Here is an 18,865-nt window from a genome sequence, read left to right as displayed (position 1 = left end):
ATATGCTCTCTTTTTTAATCTTTCGAAAACTCAATGTACAAGGAAGTGACCGTAGTGAAACGCGCTAGAGCAAAGGAAATATATAAAATACTGTCGGTATGTTTATTTTTTAATTTTTTGGCGGTTTCCTCATGGGCTGAAGATTTAGAACCTCCGGAGCTCACATCTTTTTCGTTAACCTCTCGAATTGTTGATGTCACTACTGCATCCCAAACAGTGGAAGTGTTTATTGGTTTAAAAGACCCAAGTGGAGTTGAAGCACCTCTTGTATCAGCTAGCGGCATTGATAATGAAGGCTCTACAGGTTTTGCGGAAGTGTCACTTCATTCTGGAAGTATTGAAGATGGAGTTTGGAAGGCAATTATCACGGTCAGTGCTGGCTCTCCTTCTGGCCAGTGGAAAGTAACCATTTTTCCGGTATCTGACCTAGTATTTAATTCATGGGGACGGTTTGGACCGGGAGATGAGTATGACGCTTCTTTCACCGTTATTTCCAACACCACAGACGATACCGCACCTAAGCTACAAGAGTTTTCATTATCAAGCACTTCTGTAAATGTGTTTGAAAGTGCAGCTAATTTATCGGTAAGAATGAGGGTTACCGATACTGGAACTGGGGTTGAAACACCGAAAGTTACCGCTAGAAGTATAGACGGCGACGCTTCAGCAGGGTTTGCGAATGTTTCACTTTTGTCGGGAAACAAAAACGATGGTATTTGGCAAGCTGTACTAACAATTCCAAAAAATTCGCAAGAGGGATCGTGGGAAGTAGTATTGTTTCCTCTAAGTGACGAAGCAGGAAACTCTACTGGTTTTGGCCCTGGTGAGGAATTTAGCTCTACCTTTGAGGTCATTTCTCAAAATGATGATAAAACTCCGCCAGAGCTTCTAAGTTTTTCGGTTGATAAACGCGTAGCAAACGTTACACAGGGAGCCGATACAATCTCAGTTACTATGCACTTAAGAGACGTCGATTCGGGCTTGGAGACGCCATTACTGAGTGCTTCTAGTTTGATTAATGATGCAACTTCTGGTTTTGCCAGTGTTTCTTTGATTGATGGTGATATTTACGACGGAACCTGGCAAGCCATTATAACCCTCCCTAAAAAGATTACCGGCGGCCCGTGGAGAATAAACCTGTTCCCTTTATCAGACCTTTCCCACAATAGCTGGGATACATTCGGTCCTGGTGAAGGTTACGATGACCGCTTTACCGTTATTAGGAGTGCATCTAATCAAGACGTAAACGCTGATGGCAAGTCAGATCTTCTTTGGCGCAGCTTCGCTAAAGGTTGGAACTTCTTATGGACAATGGATGGCACTTCAGTTGCTAAAGCTTCTCCGATTAACGTAGTACAAGAATACACGTGGGCAATGGATGGATTAGGCGATTACGACGGTGATGGAAAGTCAGATATTTTTTGGCGAGACAGCGAATCTGGAATGAATTTCGTTTATCTGATGAATGGCGCGAGCATTAAAAATCGCTATGTTCTCAATTTCGTCACAGCAGAAACATGGCAGTTAGTAGGAAACGGAGATTTCAATGGAGATGGCGTAGGTGACGTCATGTGGAGAAATGTTGAACGTGGAGACACGTGGTTTTACTTGATGGGAAATGGTCTTATTGCAACAAGTAAGCCCTCACTTTGGGTGACGGACTTAAATTTCAAAGTAGCAGTGACTGGAGATATAGATGGGGACGGAGATGATGACATCATTTGGCGTCAGCTCAACACTGGTCTTATTTATATTTGGATAATGGAAAATGGAAGTATTGCTTCAAAATATAGTTTAAGAGTAGTAAGCCTGAACTGGGAAATTGTCGGCGCGGGGGATTTAAATGGCGATGAAACAGACGACATAATAATGAGAAACCAGGTTGATGGAAGAAACTGGGTATATATGATGAACAGCGGGCAAGTGTTAACGAGCTCACTCATAAATCAAGTTTCAGACCTTAGTTGGCAAATCAGTAATATGGGTGATTATGACGGAGATGGTAAGGTAGATTTTCTTTGGAGAAACAAAACTGCTGGTAGAAACCTCGTTCATTTGATGGATGGCACAGCAGTTAAAAGTCGCGGTGTTTTGAGGCCAACAGATAATAATTGGCAAGTAGCAAAGTAGTAGTCATTAGGGATATTTATGGCAGTCATCAAAAGTTGTGGGTTATTAGTCGTTGCATTAGTAGCAATTATCTCATGCGGAGGCGGTGATTCAGAGAGTAATCTCTCTAATGATTCGTCTAGTCAACAAGACTTAAAGGACTCGTATTCTTTTACCTTACCTGTAGAAATCAAATCTGACCAGAGCATCAATCTGACTTTGGCATCAACGAAGAGTAATGGCGCACCAAATCTTACAGTGCAGTCGTGGAGCTCTTCCTTAACTATTACTCCCAATATACAAAAAACGGGTGAAGGTGTTTTTAGTTTTGTCGCTCCACAAGTAAGAAAGCGAACACCTCTTACCATTACAGCTAAATTACTAACAGAGTCTGGCGTTGAATTTAGTATAGATGCTAAGACTCTAATAGTTCCTTCCAAGCCTAATTTAGTCGTTGTTTTTACCGATGATCAGGGATACGCCGATGTAGGTGCTCATAATATTGTTAACGATATTGAAACCCCTAATATAGATAAACTTGCTGCTAGGGGGGCGTTATTTACGAACGGATATATAACAGCGCCCCAATGTACTCCATCTCGAGCCGCAATGATAACAGGTGTTTATCAACAACGTTTCGGTGTGGACGACAACCGGTATACCCCCATACCAAACAACGTTGTCACTATGGGTCAACGATTTTCTGAACTTGGATATACTACGGGGTTAGTAGGAAAATGGCATTTAGAGATCGATCAAAATTCAAAGCCATGGTTCAGAGAAAACTACCCAAATACGCCCATTGAACAGTTCAACCCAGGGAAGTTACCCTCGTCCGTTAAAGAACAGTTTTACCCTTCCTCTATGGGTTATCAATATAATTATTTCGGTTATGCAAACCGATATTGGGCTAACTTTGATTTAAAAGGTAATGAAACGAAGTTAGGGTGGGTAAATAACACTGACTACAGACTTGATGTTGTATCAGATGCAGCTACTCAGTTCATAGAGATGAACTACGACGAACCGTTTTATCTTCACGTTGCTCATTACGCACCCCATGTTCCTCTAGCGGCTACAGATGACTATTTATCACTATTCCCAGAGAATGATTCTGTTCGTCGTAGGTACGCGCTGGCGATGATGTATGCTGTGGATACTGGTGTAGGTCAAATAGTTTCGCAGCTTGAAAAGCACGGTATATTAGAAAATACGATAATTACTTTTATTAGTGATAATGGTGCACCTGTAGGCCTTGACTTTACTGATGCACCAGTTTCTGAAAACGAGGCGTGGAATGGCTCACTCAATACCCCTCTGCTTGGTGAAAAAGGAATGCTTACAGATGGGGGGATTAAAGTACCCTTTATTATTCAGTGGCCAAATGAAATTCAAGGTAATACCGTCATAGAAGAACCAGTAATAAGTTTAGATGTTCTATATTCAGCGATAAAAGCAGCAGGAGCAGCCGAGAGCACGTTATCGGAACTAGACGGAGTTGATATTTTTCCTACCCAAGGTTCTGATATCAGTGGGCTTGCGAACCGCCCTCTGTTTTGGCGGTTTTGGAATCAGTCGGCAGTTCGCCTGGGCAATTACAAGTATTTAAAAATGGGTTCAGAACACGAATTCTTGTTTGACTTAACCAAGGAAGAATCTAACCAAAATAACTTAATATCAATGATGCCAGTTAAAGCCGAAGAGTTGAAAAAACTTTACGAGCAGTGGAACAAAGAAATGTTACGGCAACCTGAGCAAAGTAAGCTTAATTCCTCGGAACGCGAGTGGCTAGAGTACTACCTAGAGCCGTAGCTCAATTTAGAATCTTTTCCACCCCTGGATATTTAGCTAGACCTTTACATTGCGCAGTAAGCACTTTTTGAATGCTGCGCGCTTTCTCTTTTTCTCCTAAATAAGCCCATATGACCATTGAACGAAACTTCGCTCCAGGGTCGGAAACTTGGCTTTCAATGCTGCTTAACTCGTCACGAATTCCCATCTTTACCGATTCTGTTTCAAACGTATGATTGATTCTGGAAATGTGAAGGTAAGCGTATAACTGATCAACTATCACCGTGGTGTTTTGGTCAGATCTTTGTGAAATCTTAACCGCTTGTTCATAGGCACCCATTGCTTCTTGTTTCATACCCTTAGCTAAATATGAATCTCCCAAATTAATCCAAATTGGATAAAGGCCATTACTATTTGAGTCTGCCATAGCTTCAAGGCTTTTTAGATTGTATTCTATAGCGTCGTCGTATTTCTGCATGTAAAAGCTGGCGGTTGCTAATAGGTGGTCTGAAATGTTGGAGGCTCCAAATTCGTGTTCCATTGCTTTATAGTTTTGAAAGGCGGCCTCAATGTTTCCGTTGCAAAAATAAATACTGCCTAAGTTACCTAAAACGTTTTGAGTGACCTCAATATCTTTACTCTCTTCGAATTTTTTTAAGGCAAGTGAAGCGTTACCTTCGTAATAATGTAAGCGGGCTTCAATGAATGGAATCATCCAATCGTTGTGGGCCAATCTACTTGCTTTAACAATATTTTCTTTAGCTAACGACATGGCTTCAGAATCTTTAGTCATCAAAAATTTCTTTAAGTAACTCTCTGTAAGGCCTACATATGCGGAAGAATAATTAGGACTTACTTTTAAAACTTCTAAGTAATAAGCGATTGCAGACTCGATGTCGTTCTCTCGACGACTTTTTTGTGCCAATGAAAATAACACTTCCGGTTTATCTTTGGCTTGCTCGCTAGCCCGGTTGCAAGCATCGGTGGCGTGTACTAAATAGTTGTCATCCGCTGTTAAATACATCTTTTGAGCATACAAATTACAAAGTTGAGCTAAGACCAATGGATTTTTTGGCGCAGCAGCTAATATAAGGTGAGTCTTCTCAAGAGCAGCGTTAACATTACCTTCGTTTAGGCCTTTGTGAAGCAATGCTTGACTAGAAACATAGTTCTTCGCATTAGTTTCGTCTAATCCCTTATAAGAGTATTCAGGTGCAGCTAAATACTGTTTTAGGGCGCTTTCTAGTTTGGCAGAGGATTTATCAATAGTTTTTTCTGTAACGATAGTTTCGCTGTCTATCAAAGATGCGAGCAAAGTTTTGTTTGCAGTGGTGTAAGCGAAGCCCAAAAGCGCCTTAAATATACCCTTTTCAACCAATTCTAATGAGATGACTAAATCAACATTATAGTTCTCGGCTAACGAATATGGCGAGTCATTCGCTGCAATGTCAGATATAGAAACGGAGGATATTGTGAAGCCTTTCTTTAGCCTTTTGGTCAATTTTCTAGCAAGCTCTTTTTCTAATTCGCTGGTTCCTTTTATGATCATTAATGACTGTACTTTCGCTAAAGGCGTTGTAACTGAATCGACGGTATTTTCGCTAGGATTCCAGAGTGAAGTTAACGAAATAAGTGCGGCAGAGATAATAAAAAAAGCCACGATATAAGTGTGACGTAGCGTTCCTGCGTTTCTTGGAGTTTTAACTGCAGTTGTTGGAGAAGTTGGCGGAGGGGAAGGTGGAATTAGGTTTTCATGTACGTTTTCTTCGGAGGTATCTAAATCGTCTTCTAAATCTTTACTTAGAGGTTCTGATTTATCGTTATGAATAGCCTCTTCAGTCACCGTCACTGGGTTTAATTCCTCCTCAGACTCTAACTCATCTTGAGTAAGAAATAGCGAATGAGGGGGGACATCCAGAACAGTGGCGATGCGAGTAATAGTTTGGTGAGAAACTCTTGTTTGACGAAAAGTTCTATTAACCAGGTCTCTAGGAGGGGAGTTGATGTTTTCTTTTTCTGCAATAAGCTTGGCAAGTTCAGACTGAGAACGAATGCCTGCATTAAGCATTGCTACTTCAAGTTTATTTCGTGACGCGATAACACCTCTAACCCGCTTTCTTGTAGCCATTTCTCAAATCCTTTTCTACTGGCATTACAGAAATTCTTAAATGTCTTTATTTACGGCTAAGTACTGCTAACTACGTATTCCTTAAAGTATCAAAAACTGTATTGTTTGAAAAGTGAGCAGGTGTGCTTTTGGTAGTTACCCGCTCATTTTACAGAGAGGGAAATCTTCTAGGTGAGAGGGCTAGCTCGGCTCAATTCTAAGTTTCCCTTAAATTCCGATTAATAATCAAATTCAATGCAATATTAAGGCGGGTGACACATGGACTGCGGTAACTACAAACCTAAAATAAACATAGCTATATTATTTTATAGCGCTTTCTTGATGATGATATCGTCAATGGCAAGTGCCATGACATTAAGCGTTACAAAAACAACTGACAAAGCTTCAACAGGTGGTTACGTCTACCACAAGATAATTATTTCAAATGATTCAAGCTCTACAAAAAGTGACGTTACTCTTTACGTAAACGTTGGCGAAAACACATTTTTTAGGAATCCATTACCCTCGATATCTGGCGGGTGTAGCGGCGTTTGTGATTACACAGAAACTGCTAGATGGGAATTTGGTGACTTAGCCCCAGGCGCTTTTAAAGTGGTCACGCTCCCTGTTTACTCTTCTAACCTATCAACTGGCGACGAACGCACGTTAACAACCAGTGTAACGTATTCAGGGCAGTCCAATACGCTCGAAGTGCTAAAACCTTCAACAATCAACAACTCTCCATCTGTCGCACTGCACGTCGCTGCCAATTCACAAGTTGTATCTGCCAACGAGAATGTGGATTTTGAGATCTCCTATGGAAATGTGGGTAACACGGGCATCGCCTCACCTTCGATGGAAGTGAATATTCCTGCTGGAATGAGTTTTGTGTCTGCCTCTCATAACGGCACGGTTTCCAACAATAAAATCGTATGGACCTTACCTGCATTGAACCCAGATATTGGTAACAAGTATCTATTTACTTTGAAAAGTCCGGTTCGTCTTCAAATGGCAAAGTGGATGAAGTAAGTGCACAGTTTTTCAATGGCTCTAATGCTATTGCCACTTCGGAAGATGCGGTGGTGACAAGTAACTTGCCGCAATTAAGCTTAACGGTAAGTGCTAATAATGATTATTGGCAAGAGGGATCTTATAATGTGATGCGTTATATTGTTAGTAATAACAGCAGTGTGGCTGTGCCCGGGGTAAGCCTTTTTTCCATGGTCGCGCCGGGAACTGCACATACTCTGGCTAGGCCCTCCATAAATGGTGGTTGCAGTGGTGCATGTGACTCGTCTGAGTGGGGCCGGTGGGAATTAGGAGCCATTGGTGCTGGCGAGTCGAAAGTAATAACTGTGCCCATTTATAATACCAATGCCGATTCTGGAGAGCCAATTGAAAGCTTAGTTCAAGTGTTTACGGGCAGCGGAGAATACTTTCTAGGAACGCGCCCTACGGTTATTCGCGCAAACGAATCAACAGTCGATTTAATTATCTCTCCAACTAAAGGAATTACGGCCAACAACGAATCTATTAAGTATCAAATTACTTATGGAAACCAAGCCACTAGCGCTTACACGCCTATAAAGTTGCTTTTTTCTATCCCCGAGGGATTTGATTACGTTTCAAGTAGCGACGGTGGAGCGGTAGTTGGCTCAAACGTAGAGTGGAGTTTAGGTACAATAAACCCTGCTATTGGTGGAACACGGTTCGTAGAAATCAAGCCTTCTTCACCTCTATCTAACGGTCACATCGTAAAAACAGAAGCAATACTTCAAGATGAGAACTGGGTTCAGCGCTCTACAGACTCTGTTGTTATTAATGGAACGCTAAACCTAGACGTTATTGCCACTATACAAAATGATATGAGCCAAGAAAGTGAATTGACCTTTGTAAAAGTGCTAGTTGCTAACAAAGGTGCATTAGACATCAGTGAGCTCAACTTATCTATGATGGTGCCATCAAGAACAGCCTTTACACTACCTATGCCAGGTATTACAGGCGGTTGTTCAGGGGCTTGCGATTCTGGTGAATGGGCAAGGTGGACATTTCCTGTAATTGGCGCCGGTGAGTCACGCTTTGTTGTTGTTCCTATCTATTACAATCAAATTACAAAGGGTGAGCCTTTAGAAATTCAGCTTCATGTAGACGATGCTACGAAATCATATAACTTAACGCTACAACCTACGTTTGTTGCTAAGAGTGATAATGATATGCAGTTATCACTTGTTTCAGATAAGCAACAAGTTGCTGTAGGCGAGCGTGTGCGCTACGAGATTACGTACGGGCAATTAGGTAGCGATGCGTACACCGACGTTATGTTGAAATTACCTATTCCAGAAAACCTTACTTTTGTTTCAGGGAGCGACGGTGCGTTTATCGCAAATGGCCAGCTACAATGGAATTTGGGAACAGTAAATCCTGGCGATGGAGGTATGCACTATGCGTACTTCGACGTGGATACAGAGCTTACTGAAGGTACGCCAATTTCACTAGAAGCTGCGGTATACAATAGCACTGAACGTGTTCAACGCTCTGCAGATAGCATAGTAATTAAAGAAGACGTGAAGTTAACTGTTACAGCGTCACGAGCAAGCACATTACACCAGCAAGACCTATATAGTTACCAAAAGTTCGTGGTCGCAAACGAAGGCGCTTTAGACATTTCAGATGTGCAATTACATATTCAAACGGGAACACGTTTGCACCATTCACGCCCCTCTCCCGGAATTTCAGCGGGCTGCAGTGGAGCGTGTGACTATCATGAAAGAGGTCGCTGGATTTTAGATACCCTAAAGGCTGGCGAGTCTAGAACTATATCTATTCCTTTTTACACAACCAATGCAGTATCGGGCGAGCCCTTAGACATTATTGCTTATGCAACAGAAGCTTCTGGTGACTTGCAAGTAACTGCTAGACAATCTTTGTTAACCTCAGCTGTACTGCCGTTAGAAATGGTGCTTTCCTCGCAACGAAGTGTAATAAAAGCGAATGAAATTCAAAGCTTTCAAGTGAGCTATGGTAATTCAAGCGCAACCGCATATCCCAATGCCCTGTTGAAGGTAACCATTCCTGAAGGATACAGTTATCAGAGCGCTACGGGGGTAAATGAAAAGATAGGCAATGTAATCTACTGGCCCTTAGGAACGATAGAAGCCAGTCATTCAGGTGCGGTAGCTTTTAGCTTGAAAGCGAACTCTACGGTAACTAACGGCCAAACAATGAAAATAGAGGCGGAAATAATTAGCGAGGACAATGCTGATAGCGTAAGCAGAAGCAACCTTGTTACTGCTATACACAACCAAGTGCCTTTCGTTCTAGATGTTGAAAATGTGTACACGACTCCGATAACAAGTGAGTCGACAGCCACGGTAAATCTTGATCTCGAAGTCACTAGTCCTACCCAAATTGCAGAAGTTAGAGTTACTTCTAATGCGCCGCAATATAGTAGCTATCCAAACAGTACCACTGCTGGTGGATGTTCAGGTGTTTGTGATGGTAGTGAATGGGGCAGATGGGAATTAGGAAGCTTAAACAGCGGTGCCATATCACCTTTAAACTACGTACTTTCCATGGGGTACAACCTTCCTCCAGGTAAGTTACTTATTGGTAATTATGTGGCAAGTTCTACCTCATCACCTGTTTTAATGCAGGCGATTTCAACGGTTATACCTACGGGCACTGCCGTTGTTACATCTCCTAATCACGATAGCGACGGTGACAACATTCCTGACTGGTGGGAGCTTAGATATTTAGGCGCGATGAACTGGTTGTTAGCCGATAGCGATGGTGATGCTGACGGTGACGGTTACACAAATTGGGATGAGTTTAGAAATAACACTGACCCATCAGATAGCGGCAGTACACCACTGGACAACGACGGGGACTTTATCTCTGACTTACTCGACCCAGATGACGATAATGATGGGGTAAATGATGAAGATGATGCGTTCCCATTTGATCCATCACGTTACAAGCCAACTAAATTCGATGTAGATGGTGACGGCAATGCAGACTTACTATGGCGCAGTTTCAATAAAGGTTGGAACTTCTTGTGGGCAATGGACGGCACGCAAATATCAGAAGCAACGCCAATTAATGTTGTTCAGGAATATACATGGACGATGGATGGCCTAGGCGATTATGACGGTGACGGAAAGTCAGACATCTTTTGGAGAAATAGCGATACCGGCATGAACTTTGTCTACTTAATGGATGGTGCAAGTATAAAAGAGCGTTATGTTCTTAATTTTGTAACAGCAGGCACGTGGCAGCTAGTAGGAAATGGAGACTTTAACGCCGATGGTATCGGAGATGTTATGTGGCGCAATGTAGAGCGAGGCGATACTTGGTTCTACTTGATGGAAAACGGGCGTATAGGCACAAGTAAGCCTTCATTGTGGGTAACAGACCTGAATTACCAAGTAGTCGGTACAGGAGATGTTGACGGAGATGGTGATGAAGACGTTATTTGGCGTAGAAAAAATACTGGCCTTATTTATATCTGGTTAATGGAGGCTGGAGAAATAGACAGTCAATATAGCTTGATAACCGTAAATACTGATTGGGATATCGCAGGTACCGGCGACCTAGACGGCGATGGAACAGCTGACATCATAATGAGAAACCAAGTAGACGGTAGAAACTGGGCTTTCATGATGAAAGATGGCCAAATAGAAACGAGTACGCTAATTAACGAGGTTGCAGAGCTTAATTGGCAAATTGAGAATATTGGCGACTACGACGGAGATGGAAAAGCTGATCTGCTTTGGAGAAACGAGGCTGCAAGCAGAAATATTGTTCATCTAATGGATGGTGTTGCAGTTAAAAGTCGAGGAGTATTGAGACCCACTGACAACACTTGGCAGGTTGCGAAATAGCCTTACTTAACTTTTTTAAGTAGTTTGGCAAGTAGAATAAAGCCATTCCTTTTTTAAGGAGTGGCTTTTCTTTCAATCTCTTATGCTTTAACGCTGTATAAGTGATTCGTTATTATTTACTATTCGTCCATTGCTTTCATGCAAAACCAGCCAATATAAATTATAAGAAAGGGACGAACGAGTGATCCACAGAATAACAGTAAGTGACGAGTTATTAGCTCATTTTAACGAACACCGTGTTTATTTCACGCCATTTGGTAATTGCAAAGTGCAAGGAAGGTTCAGACCAAATGAACAGTTAGTGTTTCCTTCAAATGGGCGCATTGAACCTTACTGTAATTTTTTAAATGGCAGCTTCTTATTCTCTATGGGGTCTTTTTCTTTTACCCGCAGTGTATTCCCTATTAACACCAAAGTAGGGAGATATTGTTCAATAGGGGCTAGAACGACAGTCATGGGTATTGACCATCCAATTAGTCGCTTCACTACAGCGAATATAACCTACGACCGCCAGAATATAACGAATGCTCAGTTCTTTGCCGATCATCCTGAAATCGAAAACTTTCAAGTAAATAATACCGAACCGAAAAATGGACTGGGTATAACAATAGGGAACGATGTGTGGATAGGTGAAGATGTGACCATAGCACGAGGAGTTACCATAGGAGATGGTGCAATACTTGCTGCAAAAGCACTGGTCACTAAAGATGTGCCGCCATATGCAATTGTAGGGGGGCTTCCTGCGAAGGTTATCCGCTATCGCTTCCCTCAAACTGTTATCGAAAAGCTATTGGAAATGAAATGGTGGAACTATGAAGTGCAAGGCTTACTTTCTGCTTCTGCAGATGTTCCTATAGAAGCATTTGTGGAAATGGCGGAAAGCGCCATTCTTAGCGGTAAAGCCAAGCTATATCAACCCACGGTAGTGGATGACGCTGTGTTAACATCTTTTATTAAATAAATTTAGATGCCTCAATCAGGTTCTTTTAAACGTTCACAGTAACTCGAATCTTTGTTAAACAAACTTAGTTCACTCCAAGCATCACCGGTGACAGGCATGTTATCGGTATAGCCTTCAAAAAGACCAAAAGGCGTTCTGTCATGGTCTTTTGCAGGGTTTGTATTATATCTGTCATTACCTGCGGTCCATATGAAATGCGCTGCAGGTGGTTGTTTTGCGCAAAACAGAGCGTGATGAAACCCTTTCAAATATTCGACTCTGTCTGCCTCTGTGTAAATTTCTTTCTCTGAAGTGTTACTTAACCTAAAGCCATATTCGTCTATCCAAAGCGGACGACCGGCGCTGCGGTATATATCCATGTATTCGTTAAGAACTTTTGCATATTCTTGCCACACGCTGCCTGGTGGAAGAGAGCGATTATAAAGGTTTACAGGCAGATATTTTAATGACGGAAATTCTTGGGTTACCCACGCTACATAGCTTGTTGCTTGCTTTGTATTTCTATATGTAACGGTATCAAATAGGTAATTCAATTTCTTCAATACACCATGCTCATGATTTAAAAAGTGTGGAAGCACTTTTTTTAACCACTCAGCCTGATACTTTGCATTAGCTGGTTGTACGTCACCGCCTAGCATTACCATATTAATATGTTGCGACGGAACACCTAGCAAAATGGACTCAAAAAACAGAATGTCATTTTCAGGCTCTTTAAACCATTCTGTACCCGACAGCACAACTTCTATCTTGAAGTCTTCTTCGGCTATGTTTTCTATTAGGTTAGTTAATACACTTACATGTTTATCGGCTAAAACAGGGTATATCTCTTCCATATCAAAGCCGCATCTATTGGCATAAATTTGATAAAAATCTTTACTAATAAGTAACCGAACCCATTCAAAACCCGCTTTTTTATATTTTTCAAGGTGTTTTCGAAGCGCTTTGAAATATTTGGGCGCGTTCCTTTACAAGCATCGTCACCATGAAAAAGTTTCTCGGCAATTTGGACTAAATCTTCTTGATCTCTTCCGTCTAAATAGAAAAAGTTTATTCCTTTCGCTGGATGTGAAGGGGAAGAAGAAATCGCCACATCTTTGTTTGAGGCGTTTACAGATGTAATAGTAAAAAAGCTTAAGAATAGCGTAATTATAAAACGACTAAGAAAAGCGCAAAATAAAAAACTAATATTTTTCATTACATTGCCTCTGATTGATAAAACGAAAGATGTTATACCGCGCGATTAATGGTATTATTTTGCTCGTCAATTGAATGAACGAGCATTAGTAAAAAAGGAATTAACGATGAAGCTTAGTAGCGTTATAGCAATAGTTGTTGTAATTGTCTTTTCTTTCGTCGTGTTTTTCGTTTCACCAGCGAAGAAGAATGATAATCTAGGTATAGAGAACGAAATTGCCCCACCGCCTGCTGACTTAAGCAGCACTGAAGATTCTACCTTTCCGCTATTACAAGAAAAAACTCATTCTGAATCTAAGAAATTTCCTGCAAACATCGACGCAGAAAAAATTGGCTTAGAAACCGACCCCGAGTTAATTGCAGAAATAGAGCGAGATATGCAATTTTCCGAGGCCCCAGAAGGGGATGTTGCTTATATGTCACCGGAAGCTGAAACGCAGCAACTGTTAGACGAAGCTTTTCCTGGCGTTGCTCCCGATCCAAATATGACTATGCCCGGAAATATCTCGTTAGACGACACTAACATGTATGAAGATATTGGTGAACCGTTAGAAAAAAATACGAAAATGGATGATTTACCACGTCACTAATTGATATGGTACAGGGTTACGAAGTAAAGACGGTTTGTACAGTGTTATTAAACAGATATTTTCAACGTGTTGAGCGGCAAGTGTTCGGTAAGGTAAAAGCGGTATGAAGTTAGTTGTTATTGGTAATTGCCAAGCTAGACCTCTAGCCGATTACATTGAAAAGCTTGTTCCTACAATACAGGTAACAGCTACCCCAATAGTACATCTTCTGAAAGATAGTGACGAAGTAACGTATCGAGACGCTTTAAATGAAGCCGATGTTATTGTTACGCAATTGATATCAGACAACTATCCTTGCAAGTTTATTCGCACTAGTGAAATAAAGCGGTCGTATGGTGACAAAACCCATACTATCGTTAATCTCTATTTTAGCGGGTTTACTCCAGACTTAATGTATATTCGACACCCAGAGGTCACGACTTTAAGAGGTCCACTAGGCGAGTATCACAATAAAACTATTCTTGACGGATGGTTACTAGGCATAAGTAAACAACAAGTGGTTGGGTGGCTGTCAGACCCTTTCTATAACAAGCAAGAGTACGGCAAAGAAGATGCAAAGTCGCTTGATGAGTTAAAGTCAAGAGAAGCGTCAGTCGACATTAAAATTGCTGATTTCATTGAAGCTACTCGGGGCAAATCGAGAACGTTCTTCACGTTTAATCATCCTTCATCGGTGTTACTAATTGAATACGCCAAGCGTATTTGCCAGCATATTTCAGGTACAACGGGGAATGTAGATAGTATTGATGCCAGTATCGAGCCGTTAAACCAGTTAATACCATTAGTGCCACCAGGTATTAATTGTGTTGAAACGGGTAGAAGTGAGTCTAAAGGCTCTCGGGTACTCAGCGTTAATGGAGCCGATATTGAGTTGGGTGAAACAGCCACATTTACCAATGAAGAATTGGTTTCTCAGTTCTATGACATTTATGAACAAAATGCCGCATTTTTAAGAGCGAAGTATGAAGCCTAATACTATTGTTCAGTTCTGGAATACTCCAAATTTACCAGAAGATATTTCAAAGTTAGTAGCCACATGGAAAGCGCAAAACCCTTCCATGGAGCACAAGCTTTTTAGCTATGACAGTGCGCTTCAATTTATAGCAGAGCACTACGGCTCTGAAATTAAAAACCTGTTTGAAAGCGCGGCATTGCCTGCAATGCAGTCGGATATTTTCCGCGTTGCTTATTGCTTAAAAATGGGCGGCTTTTATATAGATTGTGGAACTCGATGCAATGCGCCTATCCAACCTTTGCTTTCAGATGATTTACTGTTTTTGGTAAGAAAGTGGCACGGTGGTATTTGGAACGGTGCAATAGGCTGTAATGCGGGGCACCCTGCTTTGGAATGGATATGGGATCGCATTATTCAAAACCTGAAAGCGCGAAACAGTAACGATGTGTGGAAGTTAACAGGGCCCCTATCATTTAATCAAATGGTAGAAAGCAAACAGTTCGAAGATATCGTAAACGTTGTAGAACAGCCAGCAACTAAGCAGTACTTTGATATTGTGAATGAACTTGAGCACAAGAAAAAGCACTGGTCGAAAGTGCAAGAAAAACAAAGTGTGTTCAAAGGAAACTCGGAATTAAACGCAGATGTTGATGAGAATAAGCAGCAGTTAACGACACCAGATGTAAATAATGTTGAATCAGTAACTGAAAACAATGTGCCTTTAACCCCGGCAGATATTAGCTCCAATGTACCAAGTGGCCAGAGAATAAGCGAAGTTGAATGCGAAGTAGAGATTGCAGGTGGTTTTGAACGGGACGACGTAAGCCGGTTGATCGTTAACGTTCGTAATATCGTTTTATCAGCAGGCGTTGTGGAGAGCTTCCCGCTAATCATTAATAAACGAGGGAACAGGGCTGAAGTTGAGTTTTACGAACCTAAGCCAAACCGACATTTCCCGCTATCTCAGTTTATTTCCAGTGGCAATAACGGCGTTACTGACTATATGCTGGTTATGCCTGAGCAAATGGGAAGTAATACCTTCTATAAGCTTTCATCTAACGACCAAGCAGATTTAATAACAATACTGACGCAGCTGCATATCGTATTTTCAAAGCAGCAGTTTTCTGTGAAAGATAATGCAAATGTAGGAAGTATCAGTAACTGGTGTAGTTCAATTGAAAGGCTTATCCTAACCTTTACTGAAGAAAAGACCAAAGAGACTGAGAGTAGCGCAGAAAAGCAAGAAAGCAATATTGTTGTTAAAAACTTGGCGCTACCTGAAAATAAAGAGCAAGAAGAAAATGTACTGTTGCTGTGCGGTAATGTAGTGATGGATAGCAAGTTACAGCCCCAGCCTTTCACCATTAAACTTCATGCAGACAATAAAGTGAGTGCAGTAACATCAGTTGAGCTTGATAACGCTGAATTACTTCCCAATAAAACACAGCTTTTAAATGCAGTAGCCAGTTCACTTCATAAAACAAATCGCAATGGTAAAGTGTTGCCGTATTCTCTGGAGCGTTGGTATTACGCGGTACAAAAATTCAGTAAGGAAAATTAAGTGGGTCAAAAATTAAGTATTGCACCTAACGAATTTCTATTTTCGTACGTGGGTTTGAAAACTGAAAACGTAAAGCAAGGTGCGCTGGCATTAAACTTAGATTGGGCTGAAGAATCTACTGAGTCTGCTAACTATGGCGCTGTTATAAAAAAAGTTGTGAGTGCAGAAGCACCGCACATAAGTATTGTAATGTGCCAAGAAGGCGAAGAAGCTGCCCAAAGCGTTGACGCGCTGCTTATTTCGCCGCAAGATTTTATTGTTGCCTCGTTTGCAAATACGTTGCCCGCAAAAGCGGATGTGAAAGAAGCGCTAAAAAGCTGGAACAATTATTTTAAAGCACTGCAACAGCATCAGTATCTATTAGGTGAGCATTTCACTATTCAATTGTTACCTACTTCAAGCTTATCGAAAGAACAGCAGGCTTTAAGCAATGCCGTTCGCTGCGCAATGCAAAGTGATGAAGAAACGAAAGAGTTACTGCGCCAGTTTGAAGGCTTTTGTGCCAGCGACAAATCACAAAGCTGGGTAGATGCTGTTTGTTACGGGTTAAGTCAATATAAAAGTATTCAAAGCACGAAAACTGAATGTGCAAAAGCCAATGAAGCACTAAAAACAACTAACGGTGAAAAAGAAACTGCTCAAAAAGAGCTGACTCAAAAAATAGAAAAAATTGCCCAGTTAGCACAGCAAGTTGAAAACTTACAAAACGAAATGGAATCAACGGGAAAAGAGGTTTCAAACACTAAAAATGCACTCTCTGAAATCGAAACTAAATATAAAGACGTTTCGAGGGAGCTTGCCACTAAAAAAGAAGATAACGCCGCATTAGCTTCAGAAAATAACGAACTGAAAAGTGAGAGTGAATTACTACTATTGCAAATCCAACAGTTGCAAGAAGAGTTAGAAAGTGTATTCGCTGAAGCTAATAGTAACAAAGCTGCGGTTGCAGAATTGGACGAAAAATATAAAGACGCGACCAACAAACTAACTCAAGTGAGCGCAGAGAAACAAAAGTTAGCAAACGAAAAAGCTGAGCAAACGAAAGAAAATGAATTGCTATCGCTTCAAATTCAGCAACTACAAGAAGAGTTAGAGGCAACCTTCTTGGCGCTATCAAATCTGAAAACAGATTTTGAACGCATCGAACAAGATAATAAGAAGTTGAAAGAAAAAGCAAAGACAGAAGAAGTTGCTTCAGCGCAGAATAAGGTTGTAGCTAAGAAAATCACCGAGCTTGAAGAAGAAAAAGCGTTATTAATTCTTCAAATAAGCCAGTTACAAGAAGAGCTTGAAAGTACTTTTGCACAGTCTGAAAAGAGTAATAAGGCAAAAGACGCCTTAATTCAGAATTTAGAGACAAAGCTAGCGCAGACAGAGAAACGCTCGCCTGAACTACAAAGAGAGTTACAAAACGCGATGAGTGAACAAGAATTATTACAGCTACAAATAAAACAGCTTCAAGAAGAATTAGAGTTTTATTTTACCGAATACCAAAAACTAAAAGCTGAATCGCCGGATAATAAAGCCTTAGCCGAATTCAAGAGCAAGATAGAAGAGCGATTCCCTCAACTAGTTTTAAGCGAAAGTGTAACGCTAACTGGCGGCGCCAATCAAAAAGACCTGCAGCGTATAACCGCTCGCTTCACCCAAGTGGAGCATGGCGATAAGCATTGGAACGCGTTTTCAATAATAGTAAACGATAGAAAAGGTGTGCTAGACATAGAATTACATGCACCAGATAAGAAGCGTGTTTACCCATTATCAAAATTCGTGAAAACGGGTAGCAATAAAGTTTGTGACTTTTCGTTGCTTAGCCCATTTACCGATGTAGGTAAAAAAGCATTGGCAGAATTACCCGCGTTAGACCATGCGTTGCTGGTAGGTATTATTGAAGAACTGCAAACCAAACTTAAGCAGAGCGATGTACAGCGTACTGATGCTACAGCACATTTAGATCTATCCCCATGGCCAGAAAAGCTAGTAAAACTAGCGACGGCACTAAAACAGCTAGCCCCCAAACAAGCGCCTAAACCGCTTAACTTCAAAAAGTTAAGCTTAAAGCAAAACATGGTGGGAGCTACAAACGAGCATTTGCTTATTTCTATTGAAAACTTACAAGTAAACGGCATTAGTTACCCCACTTTCGACATTAAGGTTGGCGCTAAGCAAATTAAAGACAAGGCATTCACCGACTATGGAAGCATAGAGTTCAGAGAGCTTGCAAATAATCAAGCCCCACTTGCTACCTGGCCGCCGGCAACAGAAGACAAGTGGGGGCTAAAACTAGTTTTGGACTTGCCTGCACAGTTAAATGAGCAACAGCAAACTGCAATCGACAGCTTAAAAGAAGAAGACAAGCTATTTATAAAAGAATTGCTAACCAAGCTGGCCGACAGATTTCATACGCTGGACCGTAAAAAGCTTAAAGTGAACCAGCCGCTTGAAAACTGGCAGAAGCTGATAGCAGGTATGGCTGCAAAGTTCTAAAAGAACGTAAGGAGGGGCTATGAGTGATTTATTACAAATAGTGAAAGGGCTGTCGATGCAACCCAAGTGCGTGTTAGTTCTTGGTGCACGTACTGAAGCTATGCTTAATTGGTTGTTTTCTTTAACAGCAACACAGGTTGTTTTGGTAGAGCCAGAACCAGCAATTTTTGAAAAAGCCACAGCTCTATATAGTGCTAAAGGCAAGCCCGAGAGCATGCTAATAAAGCACG

General features: G+C 41.2%; 11 protein-coding genes and 1 pseudogene. 9 read left to right on the top strand and 3 right to left on the bottom strand.

The annotated features are described in order from the left end of the window. Positions 1 to 54 precede the first annotated feature (54 nt). Together MASE_RS16750 and MASE_RS16745 are read left to right on the top strand one after the other, a co-directional pair. Positions 55 to 2,130: an FG-GAP repeat domain-containing protein gene (locus tag MASE_RS16750; protein WP_014950897.1), complete on the top strand. Its 2,076-nt coding sequence runs from the start codon at positions 55 to 57 to the stop codon at positions 2,128 to 2,130. An 18-nt stretch (positions 2,131 to 2,148) separates the two neighbouring features. Beyond that, positions 2,149 to 3,921: a sulfatase-like hydrolase/transferase gene (locus MASE_RS16745; RefSeq protein WP_014950896.1), complete on the top strand. Its 1,773-nt coding sequence runs from the start codon at positions 2,149 to 2,151 to the stop codon at positions 3,919 to 3,921. 1 nt (position 3,922) lies between these two features. Here MASE_RS16745 and MASE_RS16740 read toward each other — a convergent pair whose 3' ends face one another. Then, on the bottom strand, positions 3,923 to 6,028 hold the full coding sequence (locus tag MASE_RS16740; protein ID WP_014950895.1) for a tetratricopeptide repeat protein: 2,106 nt from the start codon (positions 6,026 to 6,028) through the stop codon (positions 3,923 to 3,925). A 321-nt stretch (positions 6,029 to 6,349) separates the two neighbouring features. Here MASE_RS16740 and MASE_RS16735 point away from each other — a divergent pair, with 321 nt between their 5' ends. The 3 genes and pseudogenes from MASE_RS16735 to MASE_RS20495 form a co-directional block, all read left to right on the top strand. After that, positions 6,350 to 7,036, top strand: a complete 687-nt coding sequence (locus tag MASE_RS16735; protein ID WP_187289703.1) for a COG1361 family protein — start codon at positions 6,350 to 6,352, stop codon at positions 7,034 to 7,036. Then, positions 7,024 to 10,887, top strand: a complete 3,864-nt coding sequence (locus tag MASE_RS16730; RefSeq protein WP_014950893.1) for an FG-GAP-like repeat-containing protein — start codon at positions 7,024 to 7,026, stop codon at positions 10,885 to 10,887. The genes MASE_RS16735 and MASE_RS16730 overlap by 13 nt, the downstream gene beginning before the upstream one ends. A 601-nt stretch (positions 10,888 to 11,488) precedes the next feature. Continuing rightward, positions 11,489 to 11,848: pseudogene (locus tag MASE_RS20495) on the top strand (CatB-related O-acetyltransferase); the annotation flags it as partial. A gap of 11 nt (positions 11,849 to 11,859) precedes the next feature. Here the strand turns inward: MASE_RS20495 and MASE_RS16720 are convergent. Together MASE_RS16720 and MASE_RS16715 are read right to left on the bottom strand one after the other, a co-directional pair. Next, positions 11,860 to 12,681, bottom strand: a complete 822-nt coding sequence (locus tag MASE_RS16720; protein WP_014950891.1) for a hypothetical protein — start codon at positions 12,679 to 12,681, stop codon at positions 11,860 to 11,862. Beyond that, complete coding sequence (locus MASE_RS16715) at positions 12,657 to 13,043, bottom strand: hypothetical protein (RefSeq protein WP_014950890.1); 387 nt, start codon at positions 13,041 to 13,043, stop codon at positions 12,657 to 12,659. The genes MASE_RS16720 and MASE_RS16715 overlap by 25 nt, the downstream gene beginning before the upstream one ends. 106 nt (positions 13,044 to 13,149) lie before the next feature. Here MASE_RS16715 and MASE_RS16710 point away from each other — a divergent pair, with 106 nt between their 5' ends. The 4 genes from MASE_RS16710 (at position 13,150) to MASE_RS16695 (ending at position 18,635) form a co-directional block, all read left to right on the top strand. Next, complete coding sequence (locus MASE_RS16710) at positions 13,150 to 13,632, top strand: hypothetical protein (RefSeq protein ID WP_014950889.1); 483 nt, start codon at positions 13,150 to 13,152, stop codon at positions 13,630 to 13,632. A 103-nt stretch (positions 13,633 to 13,735) separates the two neighbouring features. Continuing rightward, positions 13,736 to 14,605: a WcbI family polysaccharide biosynthesis putative acetyltransferase gene (locus tag MASE_RS16705; protein ID WP_014950888.1), complete on the top strand. Its 870-nt coding sequence runs from the start codon at positions 13,736 to 13,738 to the stop codon at positions 14,603 to 14,605. Further along, positions 14,595 to 16,148, top strand: coding sequence for a glycosyltransferase family 32 protein (locus tag MASE_RS16700; protein ID WP_014950887.1), 1,554 nt, complete (start codon positions 14,595 to 14,597; stop codon positions 16,146 to 16,148). The genes MASE_RS16705 and MASE_RS16700 overlap by 11 nt, the downstream gene beginning before the upstream one ends. Then, positions 16,149 to 18,635, top strand: coding sequence for a coiled-coil domain-containing protein (locus MASE_RS16695; protein WP_014950886.1), 2,487 nt, complete (start codon positions 16,149 to 16,151; stop codon positions 18,633 to 18,635). Positions 18,636 to 18,865: the final 230 nt, after the last annotated feature.

The sequence above is a fragment of the Alteromonas macleodii ATCC 27126 genome (assembly GCF_000172635.2).
Taxonomy (GTDB): Bacteria; Pseudomonadota; Gammaproteobacteria; order Enterobacterales; family Alteromonadaceae; genus Alteromonas; species Alteromonas macleodii.
The sequence above is the reverse complement of the archived record's forward strand: the minus strand, read 5'-3'. Positions and strand labels throughout refer to the sequence as shown.